Consider the following 26,127-nt stretch of genomic DNA (forward strand, 5'->3'; position numbering starts at 1 on the left):
ATTGGGAAAAATGGGTGGTTCTTTTTGGAAGATTTGGGTGGATACGGGCGGGACTTTTACGGATTGTCTGGCGGTGGATTTTGCGGGGAATAAAACGAGGTTGAAAGTGCTGAGCTCGGGCTGCGTGCGGGGGCGGATTGTTGGTAAGCTGGCTGATAAAACTTTTCAATATGCGGCTTCCTGGGCGTTTGATGCGGGCTTGCTGGAAGGCTATACATTGCGCTTGCTGGAAAATGATTTGACTAGCAAAGTCATTTCTTTTGATTCTTCCAATCAAACATTCACTCTTGAAAATGATCTTCCATTTGCTCAAAACACCGATTTTGAAATATTCAGTGGCGAAGAAGCGCCTGTTCTGGCGGCGCGATTATTGACCAAAACCAAACTGACCGAAACTCTGCCTCCGCTCGAAATGCGCCTCGGCACCACGAGGGGAACCAATGCATTATTAGAAAGAAAAGGAGCGAAAACGCTTTTAGTAGTCACAAAAGGCTTTAAGGACCTCCTTTACATCGGCAATCAGCAACGCCCTTCCCTGTTTCAAATCGACATTCCCGAGCCAAGATTACTGTATTCCGAAGTCTTGGAAATTGACGAGCGATTGGATGCTTCGGGAAACGTGATCCAGGAGTTGAACGCGGCAGAATTAACAACATTAGCATCCGCCGCAAACGCTGATTCCATTGCCATTTCCCTATTGCATTCTTACCAAAACAATGCGCATGAACTCATGGCTGAAAAAGCATTCTTGGAAAATGGAGCCAAATACATTTCCGTTTCCTCCAAGCTTTTCCCTTTCTCCCATTTTCTACGGCGCACGCAAACGGCCGTGGTAAATGCTTATCTCGATCCGGTTTTAGATCAATATTTGACTAATATAAAAAATTCGTTGGGCGACACTCCGCTGGGCGGCATTCCGCTGGGCGACACCCCGCTGGGCGACAACTCGTTGGGCGGCAATCCGCTTAGCACTGGCAGCTTAAAAGTCATGACCAGCACGGGCAGCCTTTCCGAGGTTAGCGGTTTCCGGGCCAAAGACAGCTTATTAAGTGGCCCAGCTGGTGGCATGGTGGCGGCTGCCAATGCTGGAAAACGCCTCGGATTCCCCAAATTAATCACATTCGATATGGGCGGCACGAGCACGGATACGGCGCTGATCGATGGGCGGCCGGAGCTGAAATACATCACCGAAATTGACGGCATCGAATTCCATAACCCGACATTGGCGATTGAAACGGTGGCGGCTGGCGGCGGTTCTGTTTGCTGGTTTGATGGATTTTCGCTGCAAGTCGGGCCGGAAAGTGCGGGGGCTTCGCCGGGGCCGGCATGTTATGGCACGGGCGGTCCGCTGACGATTACGGATGTGAATTTGCTTTTGGGCAAACTGGATGCTTCGAAATTTGGCATTCCCGTTCGGGCGGATGCTGCTTTGGCGGCGCTTCATAATTTGCAAAAAGGCATTGAATCGCAAACGGGCAATGTGCTTTCATTTTCGGAGCTGCTAACCGGCCTGGAAAGGATTGCGAATGAGAAAATGGCTGATGCGATCCGTAAAATCTCGGTTGAAAAGGGCATTAATCCTGCTGATTTTGCATTAATCACATTTGGCGGCGCTGGCGGATTGCACAGTTGCCAGCTGGCCGAATTGCTGGATATTCAAACCGTTATCATTCCTTACGACGCCGGACTTTTCAGCGCTGTGGGCATGGGCGAGGCGCTGATCAGCACCATTGTTTCCAAACAAATCCTGCTTCCCTGGAAAGAATCGGCGGATAAAATTGAACATTGGAAAAACGAATTGTTGCAGGAAGGCGCTGCAAATCTGCAAGATCAGGGCGTTACTGCATTCGAAACCGCTTTTTGCTATGTTTATCTTCGTTTTGCAGGACAGGAAAATACAATTGAAGTAAGTTATGAAGGCGCTGAAACATTGAATGCTTTTGAAAAACTTTACACGGCACAATTCGGCTATTTTCCCGCAAACCTGACCATTGAATTGGAAAGTTTGAAACTGATGATTCAGGAGAAAACGGCTCCTATTGCGCTGGAAACGATCATTAAGGAGGGAAATTCAGCGGATGCAATAAGAAGTGTCACACCATTATTTGAGACAAAATCATCTGAAACGGAAAAACCAGAGGCTCGCGATGCTGCTAACCTCTTTGAATGGGACAAACTCGCAGCGGGCGACCAACTCACCGGCCCAGCGATTTTATTAAACAACACTTCTACCGCCTACATCCCAAAAAACTGGAAACTGATCATTCAAAACAGCAAGGACGCGATTGCTTTCAAAACTTCGGAAACTCACATGACAGCCGAAAAACAAAGCGAGGAAGTTGCTTTGCAGCTTTTCACCAATCGTTTCAAATCCATTGCGGACGAAATGGGCGTTCAGTTGCAGCGGACGGCGTTTTCGGTGAATGTAAAAGAACGGCTTGATTTTTCGTGTGCGTTGCTGGATCAGGACGGTGAGTTGCTGGTGAATGCGCAGCATATTCCGGTGCATTTGGGCAGCATGGGGATTTGCGGGAGATTGGTGAAAGATGCGATTGAGATCGGTCCGGGTGATGTGATCATTACGAACCATCCGAAATATGGCGGCTCACATTTGCCAGACATTACATTGATTTCGGGCATTTATACGGAAGACAAAACTTGCATTGGCTACGTTATCAACCGCGCCCATCATGCAGAAGTCGGAGGCAAAACTCCCGGCTCCATGCCGCCGGATGCAACTTGTCTGGCTGAGGAAGGCGTCGTTATTTTGCCTCAATATCTGATCAAAAACAATGTATTTCAATGGGAAACCATCCGCGCACTTTTCACGGAAGGCCCCTATCCTACCCGGCATTTCCTGTCCAATGAAGCCGACATTATCGCCGCATTGTCTGCATTACGGAAAGGCAGTGAGCAAATGTTGCGGCTCGTGGACCTGCACGGACTCGAAACTGTCCGGAAATACATGCGGCTATTGAAAGAAAATGCCGTGGCACAGCTTCAAACCGCATTAATTCCATTGCAAAACAAAATTTTCGAAGCAACTGAATTTCTCGATGACGGCCATCGTATTCAGGTGAAAGTTTCCATAACCGCCGAAAAGCAGGTTTTTGATTTTACCGGCACTTCTGATGTGCATCCCAACAATCTCAATGCAAACATTTCGATCCTGTATAGCGCGATTTTGTATGTGTTAAGGCTTTTGGCAAACAAAGAAATTCCGCTCAATGATGGCCTAATGAAGCATGTGGACATTATTTTGCCGGATAACAGCTTCCTCCATCCCAATTTTTCCGACGATCCTTTCCAATGTCCGGCCGTGGTTGGCGGGAACACAGAAGTGAGCCAGCGGCTGGTGGATACATTGCTTAAAGCGTTCGGACTGGCGGCATGCAGCCAGGGGACGATGAATAATTTCCTTTTTGGCGATGAGCAATTTGGCTATTATGAAACCATAGGAGGCGGAACTGGCGCCGGTCCTGGCTTCCACGGTCGCTCTGCCGTGCACCAGCACATGACCAACACGCGCATCACCGACCCCGAGCAGCTCGAACGCAAGTATCCGGTGCATTTGCTGGAATTTGGCATTCGCAAAAATTCCGGTGGAAAAGGAACATTCAACGGCGGCGATGGCATCGTGAGACAATTCGAATTTCTCAAACCATTACAGCTCACATTATTGGGACAACACAGAAAATACGCACCTTACGGACTGAATGGCGGCGAAGACGGAAAATGTGGCATACACACATTGGTCAGCAATGGCGAAACCACATCATTGCCAGGAATATGCAGCCTGGAAGCGCAGAAGGGTGATATTTTAATAATTGAAACGCCCGGTGGCGGAGGATTCGGTTAAAAATTAATGTAAAAATGGCGAGTTCAAAATCCTCGAAAGCGCTCTTAGGCGCAGCATTCCTGATGGCGACTTCGGCAGTCGGCCCGGGTTTTCTGACGCAAACGACGGTTTTCACACAGCAGCTCGCTACGAGTTTTGGCTTCATCATTCTCCTCACGGTCATCATTGACCTTTGTGCGCAATTCAATATCTGGCAAATCATCACCGTTTCAGGCAAGCGCGCGCAGGAATTGGCCGATGCATTGTTTCCCGGATTAGGCTTCCTATTAGCGTTTCTGATCGTCCTCGGCGGATTTGCGTTCAACATTGGCAATGTCGCTGGCGCCGGTTTGGGGCTGGAAGCGATGACAGGTTTGAATGTGAAAGCCGGCGCAGTCCTGAGCGCAGGCATGGCCATTGGGATTTTCCTGTTCAAAGAAGCGGGAAAAGCGATGGATATTTTCAGCCGCGTACTCGGCACATTAATGATCGTTTTGATCTTATATGTTGCTTTTACGTCGCATCCGCCGCTGGTTGCGGCTCTGCACCACACGATCTTGCCTGAGAAATTTAATGCGATGGCCGCAGTAACATTGGTCGGCGGGACGGTCGGCGGATACATTTCATTTGCGGGTGCGCACCGGTTGCTCGATAGCGGGATCAGCGGCGAAGCATCATTGCCGGAAGTGAACAGAAGCGCCGCAACGGGCATTTTGATCACAACCGTGATTCGTTATCTGCTTTTTCTGGCGTCCTTGGGCGTGGTCATGTCCGGCGCAACCATTAATCCCGATAATCCCACCGCTTCCATCTTCGAACAAGCCGCCGGATCAGCCGGACGGCAAATTTTCGGTCTGGTCATTTGGAGCGCGGCCGTCACTTCTGTGGTTGGCGCTGCTTACACTTCCATTTCTTTTGTCCGTTCGTTCCACCCGTTTTTGGAAAAACACCACGCCGCGCTGACCATTATTTTCATCGCCATGTCCACTGCCGTATTTACAATCATTGGCAAACCGGTGAAAGTGCTTGTTTTTGTCGGCATGCTGAATGGTTTTGTGCTTCCCGTTGCGCTGGCTATCCTGCTGATTGCAAGCGGAAAATCGCGTCTGATGGGGACGTATAAACATTCGCACGCGCTGTTGATTATGGGCTGGCTTGTGGTTGCGGCCATGACGGCCTTAGCAATCGGGATCTATTAACCTAGCGAGCCGGTGGGCTTACCGTCGTTTATTCTACACTTCTGCACATATCCCGAATTAAATCTGCTGTTTTAACCCAAAAGCAAAATCTAACATTGAAATAAGTTAATATCGGTAAAAAAGGGGCTAAATACCACGAAGTTTATTGCTTGCCATAAAGGTAATTTTACCCATACGAAATTGAAGATAATCATTCCTAGTATGGCGCAATTTACCAGTCAAAAGCTTCAACTGCTGACCGTCTTTGCCGGCTCCCTGCTTTCCCTACTTTCACACAAAAGTATGGCTCAGCAGCCTGTATTGGCACCTTATCATCCTGACGCTTCTGAAATCAGTGCTTCATACAAGCACATGGAGCGCATGGACTCGGTGACTAAAGGAACAGTTTTGAAAGCCTCGATCCAGCCTACGTGGCAACCAGACGGACATTCATTCTGGTATAGAAATGTGTTAAAAGACAGCCTTACCGAGTACATTTTTGTCAACACAGCAACGGGTAAAAAGACGAGTCCGCTCGATAAAAAAGAGCTCGCAGGCGCACTTTCAAAAGCACTGGATTCGACATTATCGGCTGACAAATTGCTGCTCAGCGAAATTTATTCAGACCCTAAAAACCAGACCCTTTTTGTACAGACAACAGGCAAATGGTTTGCATTTAATACCAAAACAAAGACCGCAAAAAAGCTTGAAAAACTGCCCCTCGAACGTCCCAAAGAAATGGGCTGGACGCGGGCAAGAAGTCGCTGGAGACCATTCCGGGCAGACAGCATTTCGCCGGATAAAAAATTGACGGCTATCATTAGAAACGGGAATATTTATTTAACCAAAAAAGAAGAAAAAGACGCTCAGCAGCTCACATTCGAGGGAAACCCGCTGAAACCTTTTGGCGAACTAAGCTGGTCGCCGGATGGAAAATATTTGGTTGCTTACCGCATAACACCGCACGAAGAAAGGCAGATTAGCATCATTATGTCGTCCTTGCCGAACACGACACGGGGCGAGGTGAAAACGCGTGGTTATGCGCAGCCCGGCGATGAATTTACGTCTTACGAGATGTTTGTGGTCAATGTTGAGAACAAACAGGTTACCAAAGTTAAATCAGACATTATTGACTTTTTCGAAGCGCCGGTCATTCGCTGGCGGCATGGCGATAACACGCATTTTACTTATGAAAAAGTAGATCGCGGGCACCAGCGTTTTCGGGTGATTGATGTGGAAGTGGCGACGGGTGACACGCGAAATGTGATCGATGAAAAAACGGAGACATTTATTTACCAAAACCTCATTTACACGCATTACCAACCCGAAAAGCACGAAATAATCTGGTCATCGGAAAAAGACGGCTGGCGGCATTTATATCTGGTGGATGAGCTTTCGGGCAAGATCAAAAATCCGATCACAAAAGGCAATTGGGTGGTTCGTGACATTGACAGCATTGATACACAGAAACGCGAAGTGTGGTTTCGGGCAAGCGGCATGAATGCGGATGAAGATCCTTATCACATTCATTATTACAGAATCAAATTCGACGGCAGCGGCCTTGTAAAATTGACCGATCATGCCAAAGCAACGCATCAGCTCACTTTTTCGCCCGACCGCACTTACTACATTGATACATACTCAACGATGATGAGCCCGCCGGTTTCCGAGCTGCGGAAAACGGCGGACGGCTCATTGGTTACCAAACTGGAAGAGGCCGACATTTCGCAATATCTGTCGCTAGGCTTTAAGTTACCGGAGATTTTTAAGGCAAAAGGCCGCGATGGTCAAACCGATATCTGGGGCATCGTGTATCGCCCGAGCAAGTTTGATCCGACGAAGAAATATCCGATCATCGAGAACATTTATGCCGGTCCGCAGGATTCGTTCGTGCCCAAAGCATTCCGTTATTATGGTGAAATGCAGAGCCTTGCCGAGCTTGGATTTATCGTCGTGCAAATGGACGGCATGGGCACAGCCAACCGTTCCAAAGCATTTCACGATATGTGCTGGAAAAATCTGGCTGACGCCGGTTTTCCTGATCGGATCGCCTGGATGAAGGCATTAGCCGCACAATATGCATACGTGGATTCGTCTCGGGTGGGCGTTTACGGCACATCTGCGGGTGGCCAGAATTCGCTTGGCGCATTGCTTTTCCACCCGAGTTTTTACGATGCGGCGGTTTCGGCTTGCGGCTGTCACGATAACCGAGTGGACAAACAATGGTGGAATGAGCAATGGATGGGTTACCCGGTTGGCAAGCATTACGACGAACAATCCAACATTACCAATGCAGCCAAATTGCAGGGCGACTTGCTGCTGATCGTGGGCGAAGCAGACACCAATGTGCCACCGGAATCGACTTACCGCGTGGCGGATGCATTGATAAAAGCCAATAAAGATTTTGAATTGCTGGTGGTGCCGGGCATGGGCCACAGCGACGGCGGGACTTACGGAAGAAGGAAAAAGAGAGACTTTTTTGTAAACAAATTATTGGGGGTAACGCCTCCGAGCAGGAATAAAACAGACCTAACGCCACAGTAACACATAACAGACGTCAGCCCGGAAACGGTGTAATGGATTGCAAAAATTGCAATAATCCAAACAGGAAAGCTTTGCCCTTTTATAATGAAAAAATTACTGCTTTTACTAACCTGCTTCATCTTCATCAACAGCTGTACACGGAAATCTGGAACGGCCGTTCAAGTAAAGTCCAGCGAAGGGCGGCGCATTGAAATACTGTTTCTGGGGCATGACAGCAAGCATCATTATTCGGAAAAATTCTTCCCGATGCTGGCACATCCCTTGTTCCAGAAAGGCATTAACCTGACGTACACTTCGGATTTGAATGCTTTGAATGCAGAGAATCTGGCGAAATATGATGGCTTAATGATCTATGCCAACCATAATGTGATCTCACCGGCGCAGGAAACGGCGATGAAAGATTTTGTCGAAAGTGGAAAAGCGTTGATTCCTTTGCATGCGGCTTCATTCTGTTTTCAAAATTCTGATTGGTATATCAAAGCAGTCGGTGCGCAGTTCAGCACGCATAAATATGGCACATTTACGGCGCCGATTACGCAGCCAAACCACCCGGTGATGGCGGGATTGAAGGAGTTTGAAACCTGGGATGAAACTTATGTGCATGCGAAGATCAATCCCGACATTAACATTTTGCAGGAACGCGTGGAAGGCACGCATCGCGAGCCTTGGACCTGGGTGCGGACGCAGGGAAAAGGCCGCGTGTTTTACACCGCATATGGCCACGACGAGCGCACCTGGAAGCAAAAAGGGTTTCACGATCTGGTGCTGAATGGTGTGTTATGGGCTGTCAATGATGATGCAAAAGCCGCCTATGCGAGCTTAAAACTGCCCACACCAGAATTCAAAGATGCCGACGTTCCTAATTACGAAAAACGCGATCCGGCTCCCAAATTCCAGCTGCCGCTTTCGCCTGGTGAATCTGCAAAATTGATCCAGGTTCCGGTTGATTTTGATTTACAATTATTCGCCTCCGAGCCCGACATTGTGAAACCCATCGCTATGGCCTGGGACGAAAAAGGCCGCTTATGGATCATTGAAACGGAAGATTACCCCAATGAAATTAGAACGGAAGACGGAACCGGAAAAGACCGCATCAAGATTTGCGAGGACACCAATGGCGACGGCAAGGCCGATAAGTTTACCGTTTTTGCAGACGGCCTGAACATTCCGACCAGCCTTACATTTACCAACGGCGGTGTGATCGTAGCCCAAGCGCCGCATTTCATTTTCCTGAAAGACACCAACGGCGATGACAAAGCCGATATTCGCGAGAACATCATCAGCGGCTGGGGCAAAAGCGATACGCACGCCGGACCTTCGAATTTGAAATATGGACTGGATAACAAGATCTGGGGCGTGCTGGGTTATGCGGGTTACCGCGGGACGGTGAATGATAAGCCGGTGAATTTCAGTCAGGGCATTTACACATTTGATGTGGATGGCAAGAATTTGGAATACATTGGCCGGACGTCCAATAACACCTGGGGATTGGGTTTTTCGGAGGATTTTGAAGTATTTATTTCAACGGCTAACGGCAATTACAGCGGACATTTCGCGATGCCATTGGAATATGTCAAACGCTCCGTTGCCGACGGTTCGGGCAACACGGTTTACAAGCTCGATTCGCATTACGATATGAATTATATGACGCCTGCATTGCGTCAGGTGGATTTTCACGGCGGCTTTACGGCGGCGGCGGGTCATAATCTTTACACCGCAAGAAATTTCCCAAAACAATATTGGAATGCAACCGCATTTGTCTGCGAACCGACGGGCCGCTTGCTTTATCAGGCCATGCTGAAACCAAATGGCGCGGGTTATAAGGAGAAAAATGGTTTCAATTTGCTAGCAAGCTCGGACGAGTGGTTTTCGCCGGTTCATGCGGAAGTTGGTCCGGATGGAGCCGTTTGGGTGGCGGATTGGTATAGTTTCATCATTCAGCATAACCCTACGCCGCGCGGTTTTGAAAATGGTAAAGGCAATGCATACATCAACCCGTTGCGGGATAACAAGCATGGACGTATATACAGGGTCGTTTATAAAAATGCGAAACCTTATCAACCGGTAAAACTGGATAAAAACGATCCCGCCGGACTTTTGGCAGCATTGAAAAATGACAACATGTTCTGGCGCACTACGGCGCAAAGATTGATCGTAGAAGCACAGCACAAAACACTGGTTCCTGAATTAATTAAGCTGGTTAATGATCAGTCTGTGGATGAAATCGGTTTGAACAGTCCTGCCGTGCATGCGCTTTGGACATTACAGGGATTGGGTGCGCTGGATGGTTCGAATGAGGAGGCATATCACACGCTAGTTCGGGCAGTGCGGCACCCGGCTGAGGGCGTTCGCAAGAATGCAGTGAAGCTTTTGCCAAGAAACGATAAAACGCTTTCTGCATTGAAATGGACAAATTCTTTGAATGATCCTGATTTGAAAGTTAGACTTGCCGCGATTCAGGCATTGACGGATTTGCCGGCTTCTGAGGAAATTGGCAAAATGCTTTATCTGGCCGGTCAGGATTCGGAAAATGCGGCGGATGAATATTTGCAGCAGGCGATTTTCTCTGGCGTGATTAAGCATGAAGCAGGCTTTAAAAATGCCGCTGCGAAGCTGAAAGATTCCACATTAACCGCCCGCATTGAACGCGGTTTGGTGCAGGAAACTTATGTGCTCAATCTCTGGTCGCCACCGATTTTCCCACCGGACATTACCAACAAAGAAATCACCATTAAGGCTATTATTACCAAAGCCGACGAAGCATTATCGGGCGTTGTGGCCTCGCAGGGCAATAAGGAGAACGGTTACAGTCTTTATATGAATGATGGAAAATTGCATTGGCTCATCAAACAAGACGGCAAAGCATATGACATTCATTCCAACCAAACATTGCCAACTGAGCGCTTCAATGCCGTTGCAACATTGTCCGAAGGCGGTGAAATGACATTGGCAATCGAAGATGAAACACCCATTAAGGGCAAAGCAGCATCACTTTTCACCAAACCATTCAACCCCGATGACATCCGCCTCGGCCGCGACTTGCGTGACGAAAACCGGGTGGGCGATTATCCAGAAAATTTCCGGTTAAAGGGCTGGCTGGATGTAAAAAGCACAATGCAGCTGAATCAGGTTTCAAAAGATAAATCAGAGAAAAAAGTGGCCGCAGCAGCGCCTGTTGCCAAGCCGGAAGCGATTGGGAAAGGCAAAGGAACGCCGGTGACGATCAACCTGAAAGTGATTGAGCATGAAATGAAATTTGACAAAAAGACATTTACCGTAAAACCCGGCCAAAAAGTCTCGATACGCTTCACTAATCCTGATTTTATGCAGCATAACCTGCTTATCGCCGCTCCGGGAAGTCTGGAAAAAGTGGGCTCCGCTGCGGATCTGCTGGCGCGTGAAAGCAATGCCATTGAATTGAATTACATTCCAAAAATGCCAGAAATCCTTCATTCCACTGAATTGATCAGTCCGGAAGGAAGCACGACGCTTGTTTTCATTGCCCCCGAAAAACCCGGCGATTATCCTTTTTTATGCACCGTCCCGGGCCATTGGCGGATTATGAATGGAATTATGAAAGTTGAGTCAAACCCGTCCAATAAAGAAGCCAAGTAACCCAGCTAAAATTTTATCACCATCTAACTTTTGACACATGAATAAACAATTATCCAGACTTATTCAGGAAGTGGCCTGTTACCTGCTTTGCAGCGTAGCGATGCTGCTCGTCCTGCCGGCCCATGCACAGGCAGCCGATCGCCAGATTACCGGAAAAGTGGTTTCAGCGGAAGATAAAAATCCGCTCCCCGGTGTGACCATTATTGTAAAAGGAAATAACACGATAGGAACTGCAACGGATGCCGAAGGAAAATTCAAAATGACCGTTCCTGAGGATGCAACGCTGATTTTGAGCTACATTGGTTACACCAGCCAGGAAGTTTCGGTCGGCACCCAAAACGATTTCAACATTGAAATGGCTTCGGACCAGAAGCAGCTCACGGAAGTGGTCGTGATCGGTTACGGAACCCAGAAAAAGGGCGACATTACGAGTTCGGTTGCGAGCATTAAGCGCGAGGATTTTATCAAAGGAACGGTTCGAGATGCCGCGCAATTGATCCAGGGAAAAGTGGCCGGCTTGCGCATCACCACGCCCAGCGGCTCACCAACTTCCAACACCCAGATTAACCTTCGCGGGATCAACTCAATCAACGGAACTTCAAACCCACTGATTTTGATCGACGGAATTCCCGGCGGCCTCAACACGGTTGCGCCCGAAGACATTGAATCTGTGGATGTTTTGAAAGATGGATCTGCGGCTGCGATTTACGGAACACGCGCAACAGGCGGTGTAATCCTGATCACAACGCGCAAAAACCGCGGCAACAACACGCGCTCGACGGTAGAATATTCCAATTACGTGAACATTCAAACCATTGCACGCAGACCGCAACTGCTGACCGGCGATGATTACCGTCAGAAAATCGGCGAAGGCATTGATTACACGGATTACGGTGGCAACACAGACTGGCTCGACGAAATCATGCAAAAACCGGTCAGCCACAACCATAACCTGACATTCTTCGGTGGAAACAGCACGACAAACTTCACGGGTTCTGTGAATTACAGGAACTGGGAAGGGATCTTTTTGAGATCAGGTCAAAACCGTTTTACAGGCCGTGCCGATCTGAATCATGCGATGTTTGATAATAAATTGAAAACCAACATTCAAATCATTAACCGCATTACGTCGTCCAACGGAGCCGTTTCGCCAGCTGATAATGATGCAGCTTACGGCTACGCTTACCGCCAGGCCATGATCCGCAACCCGACAGACAATGTGAGAACCGAAACGGGCGCTTGGCAGGAACGGGATGGTTATTTTTATGAAAACCCGGTTTCCCTTTTGAACGAATCGAACTATGAAGCGAAGTTTAAAGAAATGCGGATGAGCGGAAGTTTGGATTACGCGCCTATAACTGATTTAAATTTCAAATTATTGGTTTCTAATGTTCAAAACAGCAATCTGGAAGGCGGTTCTACAACATTTAACCACACGGCAACGCGCCTAAGCAACCAAAATGCGACGGCATTCAGAAGCACGAGTGCGAACAATGAAAACCTGCTGGAATTTACCGGAAATTATGCCAAATCATTTGGTAAGCACCGTTTTACATTACTCGGCGGATACAGCTGGCAGGATGCAACTTATGAGGCATTTGATGCAAGCAACTGGGATTTTCCGACAGATGCTTACGATTGGAACAACCTTGGGGCGGGCGGTGCTTTGCAAAAAGGACAAGCCGGCATGTCAAGCACGAAAAACAAATGGCAACTAGCCGGTTTCTTCGGTCGCTTGACTTACAGCATGGATGAGAAATATCTGTTCATGGCCAGCGTGCGTCGTGAAGGTTCGTCCCGTTTTGGGATTAACAATCAGTGGGGAACATTCCCTGCGGCTTCTTTGGGTTGGAGAATCAGCAAGGAGCGCTTTATGGAAGGACTTTCAGGCGTTTCTGAAATTAAGTTGAGAGCGGGAATCGGTGTGACAGGAACCATTGCGGGTGATCCTTATTTGTCGCAGATCAGCTATAATTTTACGCGTACAGAAGGTGCATTTATCGGTGGAAAATGGGTTCCGGGATTCGTGCCGGCGCGTAACTTCAACCCGGACCTGCGTTGGGAGAAAAAAGAAGAGGTTAATGCAGGTGTGGACTTTGGTTTCCTGAAAAACAGGATCAATGGATCGGTGGATTTTTACAGCCGTAAAGTGAAGGATTTGCTTTACAATTTCCCCGTTCCCGTCCCTCCTTACCTGATCGGTTCGATGTTAATCAATGCAGGAACGATGAAAAACGAGGGGATGGAAGTGCTTTTGAACATTGTGCCTGTGCAGACTGCCAATTTCCAATGGAACACCGGATTCACTTATTCTACAAACCGGAACAAGCTCGTAAGTCTTTCCAACGACCAGTTTGAAGCGGATAATGACTTTTTTGACGCAGGTTACACCGGCGAGCCAATCCAGGTTTCGACGCACCGCGTGAAAGTGGGCGAGCCTATCGGACGGTTTTTTGTTTGGAAAAGTGTAGGCATTGATGAAAAAGGCGCCTGGCTGGTTGAAAACAAAGATGGCGAGGTGATTCCTATTGCTAATGCGACACCGGAAGACCGCCAGTATTATGGAAATGGAATTCCAAAGCACAATGTAGGCTGGAACAACTCGGTTCGTTACAAAAACTTTGACCTGGCTGTAAACATGCGCGGCGCGTTTGGATTCGACATTCTGAACTTCCAGAGTATGTTTTATAACAACACAAGAAACAAGGCTTATAATATGCTGAAAACGGCGTACGATCCGATCGACGGCAAAGTGCTTAATAATGAGCTTGTTTATGTTTCCAATTACATTGAAAAAGGCGATTACTGGAAAATTGACAACGTCACATTTGGCTACACGCTGCCTACTCTGAAAGGTTTGAAAAATGCCCGCATCTTCGTTTCGGGCCTTAACCTGGCGACCATCACCGGCTACACCGGCGTTGACCCGGAAGGCGTAGACATGACGGGTTTTGCCCCGGGAAGTGACCAGCGCGACAAATATCCGACAACCCGGACATTCACAGCAGGCCTTAGTGTAACATTCTGATCCACAGCAAACTTTTGAAACAATGATCAATAAAAGTAAAATATACATCGTCCTCGCATCCATGATGGGTGCGGCCACGCTCTACTCCTGCACCGACCTCGAAGAACAGGTTTATTCAGAAGTGTTGTCGAGCACTTACCAGCCCACCGAAAAAGACCTTCCAGCGATCGTAGCGCCCGTTTATTCGTCCCTTCGCGGGTTAATGCTGGGCTGGCAGGGCTATTTTGACTTGCAGGAAGAAGCAGCCGACGCCATCGTTACGCCCGTTCGCCCGAATGGCTGGGACGACGGCGGAACCTATCGCCGGATGCACCAGCACACCTGGACGTCACTGCAATGGCAGCCGGAAAACGCATGGCAAAGCTCATTTCGCAGCATTACCACGGCAAACAGGGTTTTATCCCAAATTGCAGAAGGCGAAATTCCTTTGACCGCAGGCAAAGTGGAAGTGGAAGCTGAATTGAGAGCCGTGCGCGCATTGGCTTACTATCTTTTGCTGGACAACCATGGCAATGTGCCGATTGTGACTGATTTCAAAGACATTAATTTACCAAAACAAAACACACGTAAGGAAGTGTATGATTTTGTGGTAAAAGAATTGCTTGAAGTGATGCCTAACCTGAGCGAAAATGCTTCGACAACTTACGGTCAGCTTAACCGTTGGGGTGCGAAAGCGCTTTTGGCAAAAATATATTTGAATGCGCAGGTTTACACCGGAACACCGGAATGGGAAAAAGCCATTGCGCAGGCGGATGATGTAATAAAAAGTGGCAAATATGTGCTGGACGCCAATTATTCGGATGTTTTCACCTGGACCAATTTCAATTCCAAAGAGATCATTTTCGCGATTCCTTACGATGAAATTTACGGAACCGGCAACCAGATCCACATGAAAACGCTCGACCCATTGAGCCGCACTGTGTATCCGATGAATGCAGGTCCATGGGGCGGAAACTGCGCCGTGCCACAATTTATTGACACTTACGACGCCGAAGACAGCCGCCTGGCCGACACCTGGGTAATGGGTCCGCAAAAGAACGCAACGACCGGAGCAGTCGTAATTACTTATTCCAAAACAGTCCCAAGCATTGAAAAAACGGCTTCGACCGACGGTTACCGCATTGGAAAATACAAAATCAAGCCGAATGCAACAGGCAGTCTGGATAACGATTTCCCATTGCTTCGCTACGCCGATGTGATGATGATCAAAGCGGAGGCGCTTTTGCGCACTGGCAAAGCCGGCGAAGCAGCAACCATCGTAACGGAAGTCCGCAAACGCGCATTCAAAGCCAACCCTGCGAAGGCAACTGTAACTGCGGCAGATTTGGCAAAAGGCAGTCGCTATAACTACGGTTACCAAGCCACGGACGGCACCATTACTGAGCGCCAGGGCGGAGACGATGTGAAGTTCGGACGCTTTTTGGATGAGCTCGGCTGGGAATTTGCAGCAGAAGCCCACCGCCGCCAGGACTTGATACGGTTTGGTATATACGAAACCAAAAAATGGTTCAACCACCGCCCCAACGCCCAGCAACGCGCCCTGTTCCCGATCCCGCAAACGGAGCTGGACAAAAACACAAACCTGAAACAAAACCCAGGCTATTAACAAAAACTTTAAACAAGGTTAGGTAATAAGCTCCTGCTCCCGACGCTGTTGGTGAGCAGGATTTTTTTGTTTAACATTATGACCATGTTCTCAAAAGAAACCTACATACAACGCCGCCATACTTTGAAAAAGAAAGTCGGGAGCGGCCTTATTCTTCTGCTCGGCAATGATGAGTCGGGGATGAATTACAAGGATAATGTTTATCCATTTCGTCAGGATAGCACTTTTCTGTATTATTTCGGGCTGGATACAGCTTCGATCCATGCGGTTATTGACATTGATAATGATCAGGAAATCATTTTTGGGGATGAACTGACGATCGATGACATTGTCTGGACGGGTTACCAGGAGCCGCTTGTTGAAAAGGCTGCCAAGATTGGCGTGACGCAAATGAAACCGCTTTCGGCGCTTTCAGGCTATTTGCGTGATGTTCAGAACCGGAAACAGGAAGTGCATTTTCTGCCTCCCTACCGCGGCGAGCATACATTGCAATTGCAGGAATGGCTCAAAATCGCTCCTGCCGAAGCAACGCAACGCGCTTCAGTCAAGCTGATCAAAGCCATTGTTTCGATGCGTTCGTACAAATCGGCTGAGGAAATTACCGAGATCGAAAAAGCCGTCAACACGTCCATTGACATGCACCTGGAATTCATCCGCACCACGCGCCCGGGCATGACGGAAAAAGCCATCGCAGGAAAATTACAAAGCATCGCCATCGCCCAAGGCGGCGACATCTCCTACCCGATCATCCTGACCGTGAACGGAGAAACACTGCACACACACGCCCGCGACCGCATCATCAGCGACGGCCAAATGGCACTATGCGACGCCGGAGCCGAAACCGCCATGCATTACTGCGGCGACCTCACGCGCACCATTCCAGCCGGAAAGCAATTCAGCAGCACTCAAAAAGAAATGTACGAAATCGTGCTCCATGCGCAGGTTTCAGCGATTGGAGCCTGCAAACCAGGCGTTTTGTTCAAAGAGGTCCACGCATTAGCATCCACCAAATTACTCGAAGGCTTAAAATCAGTCGGCATCATCAAAGGCGACCCACAAGAAGCACTTGCAAATGACGTACACACGCTCTTTTTCCAATGCGGCCTCGGCCACATGATGGGCCTCGACGTCCACGACATGGAAAACCTCGGCGAACAATACGTAGGCTACACCGACGACCTCATCAAAGGCACCACCTTCGGCTGGAAATCCCTCCGCCTAGGCCGCGCCCTCGAACCCGGTTTTGTAATTACCGTCGAGCCCGGGCTTTATTTTATTCCGACATTAATTGACCGCTGGAAGGCGGAGAATAAGCTTTCGCAGTTTATTGATTATGGGAAATTGGAGCAGTTCAGGGATTTTACGGGGATTAGGGTGGAGGATAATTTGGTGATTACGGAAGGTGGAAATCGGGTGCTGGGGAAGGAATTGGTGAAGGATGTTGGGGGGATTGAGGCGTTGCGGGGGTGATCAAGAAAGTTATGCTTATTCCGGAAATCTTATAGCTTTGCGGAATAAGTTGATCACACTATTATTGAAGCACACCATTAATGAACAAACCAAAATATCTCTGTCGATCGGGGAAGTCCCTTTTTGTTTTTAAGTTTACAAGTAAAGGCTCAAAAGGATTAGTAGAGAAAATCATTGAATACACCGCAACTGATTCTGACAATATTTACAATCTTGGTTTTGGTGACTATGATCCCCTTAACGATACCATGAACGATCTCACCATAACCGATAACGGAGACAGTAACAAAGTATTAGCCACGGTTGCATCGACAGTTTATACTTTTACGGACGAATATCCATCTGCTATGATTCTGTTCACTGGAAGTACGCCTGCTAGAACAAGGCTTTACAGGATGGCGATCACCATTAATTTAGCTGAAATCTCTCAGGATTTCGTTATATTTGGTTATAGTAATGACAGGAACTGGGAGGAATTTGTTGTTAACAAGTCATATCATGCTTTTTTAGTAACAAGAAGAGAAAACGAATACACATTATGAGAACACCCGAAATAACAAAGTCGAAAAGACCGACTATTATCATAGACAATTCGCTGGAAAAGTTTAACGGAAGGATCCTTTTTCCTGAAAAGCTTAAAAAGGCAAACGAGATTTTAGCACAAGCCGGAGTGCCTGATCTTAGTAAATTAAGGAAAAAATAAATATTAAAGAAAAGACGCATCTTCGAATGCGTCTTTTCTTTTGCCTAAGCTTCGCTCTTACAGCTTTTCCCATAATCCCCAATCTCCTTCAACAACCGCGTAAGCACCTCACTCGTATCCAGTGCGAGCAACGCATACTTACGGCTAAGATTCCATTCATCCGTTGGGCGGAGATAATGTCGGAGCATTTCGTTGTGCATCCGTTCGATTTCGATCAGGTCAACATCTTGATTTAGATAGTTGCTCAGCAACTCCTCGGCTGCGCTTTGGCGGGATTCTTGGATTTTTGATGTGTGCATTTTACTCTTTATTGGACGTTTTGTGTTGCAAAAAACGGTGCCGCACTTGCCGTTGTCCAACCCGAGTAAGGCAATGGTGTTCAAACCATTACGGTAGTTACGACACCGTTCATTGGTGTACGCAGCATTATATAGCTTTATAAGAGCCGACGAATGTTGACGACGCATTAACAGCTTACTCGGGAAATTGGACGCTGTAAACTTACTTGGTTTGGTGGAAAAAGCAAAAGTGAATACAACTTCGAGGAATATTCATGGTAATTCTTAGCTTTGTCGGGAATTTAAGAACACACTATAAATGAAGCATAACAAATACATTAGTCGCGCAAACGACTCATTTTTACTCTATCATTTTACTAGTAAAGGCCCAAAAGGCTCAATTCAAAAAAGCGTCATTTATTCTAAAACCGCTGTCGAAAACATCTACAACCTTGCTTTCGGTGATTATAATCCGATCTCCGATGAGATAAATGATCTTTCAATCAGCAACAATGGAGATAGCGTTAGGGTCTTAGCTACCGTCGCAGCAACACTGTATACATTCACAGAAAAATATCCGGAAGCCTGGATCACTGCTACCGGAAGTACAAAGGCACGAACTCGCTTATACAGAATGGGCATTGCCAATAACTTAGCTGAAATTATTGAGGAGTTTGCTATATTTGGTTACAACTGTAAAGGGCATTGGGAACAATTTGTAGTTGGTGAAGATTACGAAGTATTTTTATTAACAAGAAAAGAAACATACACATCATGGAAAGAAGCAAACTGAAAAATTCAAAAGGACTAGTTGTTGTAGTTGATAAAAGCTTAAACAAGCTAGTCGGAAAGGAATACTTCCCAGAGAAGTTAAAAAAGGTCAACGAGATTTTAGCTAAATCGGGGCTTCCCAAATTAGATAAGTGAACTTTTCGGCATGTTCAAATTAATCAAAAAGAATCGAGACACTAAGAAATCCCGATTCCAAAAATCGTTTGGCGCGTTTGTGTCCCAGAAATCAGCCGATCAGATCATTACGGAAATCCGCAGCAGCCGACTGTCAACTCGAGAAATAGAGCCATTCGACTAATCTATCAAGAGCTGTTGAATTATCCTTAACAATATCCGTCGAAACCCACCGCTACACGCCCTTGCTTCTACACGAAAAACTGTTAGGGAAGTAAATCTGTTTTCTTCATTCCCCTACTCCAACTCTCAAAAACCTTTTTCTGCAATTTGGTAGGGTTCTTCATCGGCGTAATGGTGAACGTCTTTTCCGTCTTATCACTTCCCACAACTTGCTTTGGCGCAGTGTCAATGTCAAACCCGGCATAGCCAAAATATTTTTTATAATCCGGTTCGGCGGTTGTGTAGATGTAAGTAAAAAGCTCATCCAGCGGCTTGCCGGCTACTTTTGTGATGGTTTCGCGGAGTTCGTTTTCTGTAAAGCCTCGTTTTTTGGATTTGTAGAAATCTTTGTAGAGTTTCCGCATGACGTCGTCGAGGGACTTTTTGTTTTGGGTTTCGTGGCGGATGGCGAAGTCGAAGAGGAGGCCGACGATGGGGCCTTTGCGGTAGACGGAAATGGTTTGATCTGCTCCTTCACCGGTTCTGCCGGATGGGCCGTCGGACCAGGTTTGGGCGCTGGCCTGGGCCAGAGATTGGTGCAGGCGGCCGGGTTTGTTCTCTACTTCTGCAATGTGGCTTCTGTATGATTCCAGCATCTTTTCGGTGGTAATGAGTCCCGCTTCTTTCATGATAATAGGCTCGTAGTAAACCGTTAAGCCTTCTGAAACCCAGAGCATATTGGTGCGACTTCCGTTTTCGTAATCGAATGGTCCGAGCTCTATCGGGCGGATTCTTTTGACATTGTAATGATGGAAATATTCGTGCGTAATGAAGCTTAACATGCCGTCCCAGCCCCGCGAATTCAACTGATCTCCGCTGAAACTGATTGTGGTGGAATTCAAATGTTCGATGCCACCTTGTCCGGGCCCGATGGCGATGAATGTGTAATGTTTGTAAGGAATGTCACCAATTAATGCGGAGGCTTTTTCGACAATCTTTTTGATGTCGGTCATTAATTTGACTTTATCAAACTCACCCAACTTATAACCAATAAACCGGTGCGGAATGCCTTTCACTTTGAATGGAGGCAGTTGTTCGAGGTTTCCGATCAGGAACGGGCTGTCGTATAGAATGTCGAAATCCGGTGCGGAATAGGTGAATTGCTTTTTAGGAATGGAATCCAGGCCAGTTGCTACATTGTGCCAATCCTTGTAGGGAATGATCGCCACTTCTGCCCGCGTATTGATCTTTTGATCCGGATACATGAACATGCTCGCAGGCGTAATGTAGGCATGTGCGCTGTCGAGATAGCTGGTGGCGACGAATTTTCGGGTGGTTTTTACGTCGTAATCGATGGTTAATGTGCTTGCTTTTTTGGTGTAAATCACCCAGCCGGTTTTGCCCGAACGCTTCCAATCTATGGCATTGCCATTGGAACCTTTAACTTTGAACTCATTGACATTAGATGCGTAATCCATTAACTGATAATATCCTGGCGTCCAATCGGGCAATTTTAAAACCAAACTGTCGCCCTTTTCCGGCTCGTAGTTTAATGTTACGTGGAACGTGTGGCTGGATGGATTTTCCATTGACACCGCGTATTTCATCGGCTTTTGGGCAAAAGCGAGGCTGGTTGCTATGGAGAGATAGCAGATTAGTAATTTCATCGGTGTTTTTGAGGTTATCGGCCGACTCCCGCTGCTGTCTTTGCTTTGGGAAGATCTTTTCTTGGAATTTTCTGATCCAATTGCGCGGTGTTATAAACGAATGCGGCGACAACGACGGCCATTTGTTTTAGATCATCCATGACAAGTCGCTCGTACGTGTCCATATTGGTGTGGTGCGTGCGGGAGCCGTATTCAATGCCGTCCTGAATAAATTGGAAACCGGGCAAACCCAAAGCATCGAAGCTCTGGTGATCGGTTCCGCCGGTATTGCGGGAAGTGACGGTTGGGTGATCGATAATGTCGGAAAACGGTGCCAACCATTTTTCAAAAATCGCCCTTGGACCTTCGTTTCCTTGCAGATAAATTCCACGAATGCGGCCTGTGCCGTTATCAATGTTATAATAAGCAGAAAGCTTCTCGTGTGCCGGCAGCAATTTAATGCTCTGCGGATCGCCAAACGTGTTTTTTACATAAGCACGCGAGCCATGCAACCCTTGTTCCTCACCCGACCAAAGCGCAATGCGTATGGTTCTTTTGGGTTTCAAGCCGGATGCCTGCAAAATCCGCACCGCTTCAAGCATGACGGTGCAACCCGCCGCATTATCCGTCGCGCCAGTCGCTGAATGCCATGAATCCAGGTGCCCGCCGAGCATAACCACTTCGTCTTTCAGCTTGGGATCTGCGCCGGGAATTTCGGCGATTACATTGCCGGTTGTAAGTTTTTTGTCAAAAAATGAAGTCTTTGATTCAGCTTCTAATGTTACAGGAATGCCGCTTTCAATGAGTCTTGCCACCAGTCCTGCGTGTTCGGGAGCCATTTCAAATGCGGGCCCGGCTAAGGGTGCATCGCCTTTGTAAGATGCGCCGTTGCTGGTGAAAAATGTGCCATGCTTTCCCGATCTACCTGCGAGTTCGAGGCTGATATTCTGGGCTTTCATGGTGCTGTCTACCCGGCTGCGGAAACTGCGCATGGTGCGCATGCGTTCGGCTTGTTCGGGTGTGAAGTTACTCTGCCCAAATGGCTGTGAGTTGGTCATTTTGTCCAAATCCTCCGTGGTGTAACGCACGGCATCGGGCTTGAATGATGGATCAGTGTCGGCATTGCCTTTTACCAAAACGATCTTTCCCGTCAGTTTTCCATCCGCATATTTTTTTAGATCTTCTTCATTCTGAATGTTTACAACCACAACCTCACCTGTTATGGGCCCTTTTGTGCCAGAAGTCCAGGCCTTGGGAATGGCTATAAATGGCATATAATAAGGCTTGGTCATGGCCAGATAACTTTTTTCAACCTGCCAACCTTTTCCAAATTCGCCCCAATCTTCAATGCGAGAGTTCTGCAAACCCCACTTTTTCAGCTCACTCACCGACCATTCCGCAGCTCTCTGGAAGCCGGGAGAATTGGTAAGACGCGGGCCGGAAACATCAGTCAGCTGATGAGCGATTTCTTTGACTTTGGAATTCTCCATGCCCTCCTTCCGGATTTTGGCAATGGCAGCCTGATCAACTTCCTGAGCAAAAAGAAGCCCTGGACAGAATAGCAATGAATAAAATATCTTTTTCATAGGAGCTGATTATCTTTTTGCCGGGGGCTTAAGCCCCCGGCAATGAATTGAGATAGAATTCTTTAATTTATTTTTTCAATTCCTGATTTCTCTTTTGCCGGGGGCTTAAGCCCCCGGCAATCAATTGAGATAGATTCTTTAATTTATTTTTCTTCAATTTCTTGATTTCTCTTTTGCCGGGGGCTTAAGCCCCCGGCAAGCTATTAGAATTAGAATACAGAGCTTAGATTCCTTTCAATTCTAGCAATCTTAAATTCTAAGCCTTAATCTCTTTTCTAGCAATAATATAATAAACCGGAATGCCCAGCAGCACAATGATCAATCCTGGCCAGGTGTATTCTGGCTTGTAAATAATGAGCAGAATGCAGAATGCCAACCCCATTATAATGTAAATGATTGGCAAAAATGGATAGCCAAATGCTTTGTAAGGCCTCTCCGCATCCGGTCTTTTTTTCCTTAGGATGAAAATCCCGACGATGGTTAGCATGTAAAACACGACCACTACAAACGAGATCATATCCAGCAGGTTACCATATTTTCCGCTCAAGGCCCAGAGCGATGCGATTACACACTGGATCCAAAGGCCGAATTCCGGAACTGAATTCTTGTTAAGTTGTCCTACTTTGCTGAAAAACAGCCCGTCTTTGGCCATTGAATAGTAAACCCGCGCGCCGGACATAATCAGACCGTTATTACAACCGAATGTTGAAATCATGATCATTACTGCAATAATGATCGTTCCCGAAGTGCCGAAAATGACGTGGGAAGCGGTTACAGCAACGCGGTCCTTGTCCGAAGCTGCGATTTCCTGCAAGGATAGCACGCCAGTGTACATGACATTGGTTAGCAAATAAATCACCGTCACAATGATGGTTCCTAATGCAAGGCTTAGCCCGATATTACGCTGCGGATTCTTGATTTCTCCCGCGATGAAAGTTACATTATTCCAGGAATCACTACTAAAAATGGAGCCGACCATGGATGCTGCGATGGCGCCGAAAGCGGCGATAGTTGTATAAGAAGCAATGCTTCCGTCTACATTCAATTTGTGCATGTCCCACATTGTGGCTGAGTCCCAGTTGGCGGCCCAGACCTCTGGTTTCATAAAAAGCAAGCCAAAAACGATCAGACCTAAAAGGCTTAAAAGCTTCGTTAATGTGAATGTGGTCTGGATAATTTTGCCACTGTTGACGCCGCGTGTATTGATGAACGTTAACAGCACAATGACGACAATGGACAGTAATTGGGCGGGCGTTATTTGTAAAAATCCGAGATCGATGGCGACAATATCTTCGCTGAATTGAGGCAATAAATATGCTGTAAATTTGGCAAAAGCAACGGCAACGGCTGCGATGGTGGCGGTTTGTATCACGGTGAAAAAGCTCCAACCGTACAGGAAGCTGATCAGCGGATTATAGGCTTCTTTGAGATAAATATACTGGCCGCCGGCTTTTGGAAACATCGCGCTTAACTCGCCGTAACTCAATGCTGCCGTGAGCGTCATAAAACCGGTGATTAACCACACAAACATGAGCCAGCCCACGCTCCCGGTGTTGCGCGTAATGTCTGCGCTGACAATGAAAATCCCCGATCCGATCATACTGCCGGCAACGAGCATGGTTGCGTCTACAAGACCTAATGAGGGTTTAAATGCGGTTTTTTCCGGGACGGATTCTACTGACATAAAAGATTTTTGGGTTAGAAAAGGCAGGTTTCAAGTCTTAAAGTACGCTTTTATTTGAAACTATAAAATTTCCACTTTGTTTTAAAATCGCGCGTTACGGGTTGATTGATCAATGTGGCCCTTACCATCTCAATGGGCATATTATTTTCCTTCATAATGGCGTCGTGGAAATCCTTGTATGTCATTTTGCCGCTGTCGACCAGTTCGTTTTTCAGGCTCAGGATCTGCAAGCCGCCGATGAGATAAGCCACCTGGTAAAGCGGACTGTAACTTCCTTCAAATGACCGGCGCACTTCGCCTTCCGCATTGGCACGTTCGTGACCGACTCTATCCACCAGAAAGTCAATGCATTGCTGCGGGCCCCATTTGCCCAAATGATAATTGAGCGAGAAAATAATCCGTGCGCAACGGTGCATCCGCCAGAACAACATCCCGATCCGCTCCTCGGGCGTTTTGGCAAAACCCTTGTCATACAGCAGCAATTCCCAGTAAAGCGACCAGCCTTCCGTCCAAAACGGCGTCCTGAATTCGCTGCGGTAAGCCTTGTAACGGCTGTTCATATAATATTGCAAATGATGCCCCGGCACAAGCTCGTGATGAACCGTCGCCCGGGAAAAATAAGGATTGTTGCCGCGCATGCTCATGAGCTTATCTTCGTGCTGCATGGTGTTGGTGGGATAGGAAACGATAATGTCGCGGCCGCCCAGGAAGAATGGGTTAATGAGCTGTCGTTCAGGCGTCATCATTTGCATTCCCCAGGTTTCGTCGGCGATTTCTGGATAATCGATCAGGTTGTTGGCGGTGATGAATGTTTTGGCGTCGTCGTAAAGTTTTAGGATCAGTTCGGGCTGGTTTCCGGCTTTTACGTAGCTGTTTTTGACCTTTTCCTGCGCCTTTTTCCAATCGTTTCCAAAACCCATTTCCTGCGATGCTTTCAGCAATTCCTTATCGCACCACGCAAATTCTTTGTTGGCAAGCTCTATCAATTCGTCCGGCGTGTAACTGATCATTTCTGCATCAAGCTGGCGAATCAGCTCTTCGCGGCCGATGGGAACGCCCTTAATGCCGCTGTTGTCGTCCTTTTGCGTTGTGCTCAGCTTGCCTTTGCTTTTGATTGTTTTGGCATAAGTATTCAAAGCGCTGTCCAATGCTTCGTAAGGCTCTGGAACCCACCATGTAAACATCGGATCATAACCTTTGTAAAACTCATAAGTGCTCTTCAACCTGGATTTTAATCCAGTTATCGCCTCTTCGCCGCGTTCTGCAAGAGGCATTTCAATGCTTTCTGTTTTTTTGAATGCGTCGAACGCTGTTTTAACTTCTTTTAAAATATCATTCAGCTGACTCGCAACTGCTTGTCCGTCAACGGTTGCGCCACGTCTCCGGCTTTTTTCCAATGCATAAATTTTGTCCGCAAACGGAAAATAGATTTTCACCGCATTATATTCTTTTTCTTCTTTCAATAATGTCAGCAAATCGTCCTCAATGCTTCTTTTGAGCAAAATATAATCCACTTTTCCATAAATGCTCATGGCATTGAAATCGAGTTTGGCAAGCTGATCCAGATAATTCTGATCCACTTCGCGAAGGCGCTCCCGCTGTTCGGGCGAATTCAGGACACTGCTTGGCGCTCCGAAGCCGCCTCGTCCGCGCTCCATAGGCGAGTAAAAAGAGCGGATCGCTCGGGTGTCTTGGCCGTATTGAATGATGAGCCCGGCTGTTTCGCTCGTTTGTTCGTAAAGGTTAAATTTGCTTTGGGCAAAAGCTTTTGGAATAAAAATGGCTGCGCTTATCAGGAAAATAAGGCACAAGAAAGTTCTGTGGTTGAAAAGTTTCATCCAGGTCTGATTAAGGTTTATACTTCGGCTTCGCTCAGTATGACA

At 47.3% G+C, this 26,127-nt stretch carries 14 protein-coding genes; 9 read left to right on the top strand and 5 right to left on the bottom strand.

What is annotated here, in order from left to right:
* Positions 1-10 precede the first annotated feature (10 nt).
* From NFI80_RS15670 to NFI80_RS15705, 8 genes are all read left to right on the top strand, one after another.
* The gene (locus tag NFI80_RS15670) at positions 11-3,859 is read left to right on the top strand and encodes a hydantoinase B/oxoprolinase family protein (protein ID WP_235165147.1); all 3,849 of its coding nucleotides are present in this window, start codon (positions 11-13) and stop codon (positions 3,857-3,859) included.
* Between the two features lie 14 nt (positions 3,860-3,873).
* The gene (locus NFI80_RS15675) at positions 3,874-5,037 is read left to right on the top strand and encodes an NRAMP family divalent metal transporter (RefSeq protein WP_235165148.1); all 1,164 of its coding nucleotides are present in this window, start codon (positions 3,874-3,876) and stop codon (positions 5,035-5,037) included.
* A 201-nt stretch (positions 5,038-5,238) separates the two neighbouring features.
* On the top strand, positions 5,239-7,560 hold the full coding sequence (locus NFI80_RS15680; protein ID WP_235165149.1) for a S9 family peptidase: 2,322 nt from the start codon (positions 5,239-5,241) through the stop codon (positions 7,558-7,560).
* Between the two features lie 84 nt (positions 7,561-7,644).
* Positions 7,645-11,175 (top strand): PVC-type heme-binding CxxCH protein, encoded by a 3,531-nt coding sequence (locus NFI80_RS15685; RefSeq protein WP_235165150.1) that lies wholly within the window; start codon positions 7,645-7,647, stop codon positions 11,173-11,175.
* 37 nt (positions 11,176-11,212) lie between these two features.
* On the top strand, positions 11,213-14,203 hold the full coding sequence (locus NFI80_RS15690; RefSeq protein ID WP_235165151.1) for a SusC/RagA family TonB-linked outer membrane protein: 2,991 nt from the start codon (positions 11,213-11,215) through the stop codon (positions 14,201-14,203).
* 22 nt (positions 14,204-14,225) lie between these two features.
* Positions 14,226-15,809 carry a RagB/SusD family nutrient uptake outer membrane protein gene (locus NFI80_RS15695; RefSeq protein WP_235165152.1) on the top strand — a complete coding sequence of 528 codons (1,584 nt, stop codon included), beginning with the start codon at positions 14,226-14,228 and terminating at the stop codon, positions 15,807-15,809.
* 84 nt (positions 15,810-15,893) lie between these two features.
* On the top strand, positions 15,894-17,279 hold the full coding sequence (locus NFI80_RS15700; RefSeq protein WP_235165153.1) for an aminopeptidase P family protein: 1,386 nt from the start codon (positions 15,894-15,896) through the stop codon (positions 17,277-17,279).
* 80 nt (positions 17,280-17,359) lie between these two features.
* Positions 17,360-17,821: a DUF6934 family protein gene (locus NFI80_RS15705; protein ID WP_235165154.1), complete on the top strand. Its 462-nt coding sequence runs from the start codon at positions 17,360-17,362 to the stop codon at positions 17,819-17,821.
* A gap of 205 nt (positions 17,822-18,026) precedes the next feature.
* Here NFI80_RS15705 and NFI80_RS15710 read toward each other — a convergent pair whose 3' ends face one another.
* Complete coding sequence (locus NFI80_RS15710) at positions 18,027-18,281, bottom strand: hypothetical protein (protein WP_235165155.1); 255 nt, start codon at positions 18,279-18,281, stop codon at positions 18,027-18,029.
* Positions 18,282-18,579: 298 nt separating this feature from the next.
* Between NFI80_RS15710 and NFI80_RS15715 the strand changes: the two genes are divergently transcribed.
* Entirely contained in the window at positions 18,580-19,053 is a 474-nt protein-coding gene (locus NFI80_RS15715) for a DUF6934 family protein (protein WP_235165156.1), read from the top strand.
* A gap of 379 nt (positions 19,054-19,432) precedes the next feature.
* On the opposite strand, the gene NFI80_RS15720 is transcribed toward NFI80_RS15715, so the two are convergent.
* The 4 genes from NFI80_RS15720 to NFI80_RS15735 form a co-directional block, all read right to left on the bottom strand.
* Positions 19,433-20,995 (bottom strand): M61 family metallopeptidase, encoded by a 1,563-nt coding sequence (locus tag NFI80_RS15720; RefSeq protein WP_235165157.1) that lies wholly within the window; start codon positions 20,993-20,995, stop codon positions 19,433-19,435.
* 14 nt (positions 20,996-21,009) lie between these two features.
* Entirely contained in the window at positions 21,010-22,560 is a 1,551-nt protein-coding gene (locus tag NFI80_RS15725) for a M20/M25/M40 family metallo-hydrolase (RefSeq protein ID WP_235165158.1), read from the bottom strand.
* Positions 22,561-22,816: 256 nt separating this feature from the next.
* Positions 22,817-24,244: an APC family permease gene (locus NFI80_RS15730; protein ID WP_235165159.1), complete on the bottom strand. Its 1,428-nt coding sequence runs from the start codon at positions 24,242-24,244 to the stop codon at positions 22,817-22,819.
* 50 nt (positions 24,245-24,294) lie between these two features.
* A complete protein-coding gene (locus NFI80_RS15735; RefSeq protein ID WP_235165160.1) occupies positions 24,295-26,082 on the bottom strand; it encodes a DUF885 family protein in 1,788 nt (595 codons plus the stop codon).
* Positions 26,083-26,127: the final 45 nt, after the last annotated feature.

This window comes from Dyadobacter chenhuakuii (assembly GCF_023821985.2).
In the GTDB taxonomy this organism is placed as follows: Bacteria; Bacteroidota; Bacteroidia; order Cytophagales; family Spirosomataceae; genus Dyadobacter; species Dyadobacter chenhuakuii.

What these genes read in the sequence shown, in the direction of transcription:
- NFI80_RS15670 (WP_235165147.1), top strand. Translation starts at nt 11, where the DNA reads ATGGGTGGTTCTTTTTGGAAGATTTGGGTGGATACGGGCGGGACTTTT.
- NFI80_RS15675 (WP_235165148.1), top strand. Translation starts at nt 3,874, where the DNA reads ATGGCGAGTTCAAAATCCTCGAAAGCGCTCTTAGGCGCAGCATTCCTG.
- NFI80_RS15680 (WP_235165149.1), top strand. Translation starts at nt 5,239, where the DNA reads ATGGCGCAATTTACCAGTCAAAAGCTTCAACTGCTGACCGTCTTTGCC.
- NFI80_RS15685 (WP_235165150.1), top strand. Translation starts at nt 7,645, where the DNA reads ATGAAAAAATTACTGCTTTTACTAACCTGCTTCATCTTCATCAACAGC.
- NFI80_RS15690 (WP_235165151.1), top strand. Translation starts at nt 11,213, where the DNA reads ATGAATAAACAATTATCCAGACTTATTCAGGAAGTGGCCTGTTACCTG.
- NFI80_RS15695 (WP_235165152.1), top strand. Translation starts at nt 14,226, where the DNA reads ATGATCAATAAAAGTAAAATATACATCGTCCTCGCATCCATGATGGGT.
- NFI80_RS15700 (WP_235165153.1), top strand. Translation starts at nt 15,894, where the DNA reads ATGTTCTCAAAAGAAACCTACATACAACGCCGCCATACTTTGAAAAAG.
- NFI80_RS15705 (WP_235165154.1), top strand. Translation starts at nt 17,360, where the DNA reads ATGAACAAACCAAAATATCTCTGTCGATCGGGGAAGTCCCTTTTTGTT.
- NFI80_RS15710 (WP_235165155.1), bottom strand. Translation starts at nt 18,281, where the DNA reads ATGCACACATCAAAAATCCAAGAATCCCGCCAAAGCGCAGCCGAGGAG.
- NFI80_RS15715 (WP_235165156.1), top strand. Translation starts at nt 18,580, where the DNA reads ATGAAGCATAACAAATACATTAGTCGCGCAAACGACTCATTTTTACTC.
- NFI80_RS15720 (WP_235165157.1), bottom strand. Translation starts at nt 20,995, where the DNA reads ATGAAATTACTAATCTGCTATCTCTCCATAGCAACCAGCCTCGCTTTT.
- NFI80_RS15725 (WP_235165158.1), bottom strand. Translation starts at nt 22,560, where the DNA reads ATGAAAAAGATATTTTATTCATTGCTATTCTGTCCAGGGCTTCTTTTT.
- NFI80_RS15730 (WP_235165159.1), bottom strand. Translation starts at nt 24,244, where the DNA reads ATGTCAGTAGAATCCGTCCCGGAAAAAACCGCATTTAAACCCTCATTA.
- NFI80_RS15735 (WP_235165160.1), bottom strand. Translation starts at nt 26,082, where the DNA reads ATGAAACTTTTCAACCACAGAACTTTCTTGTGCCTTATTTTCCTGATA.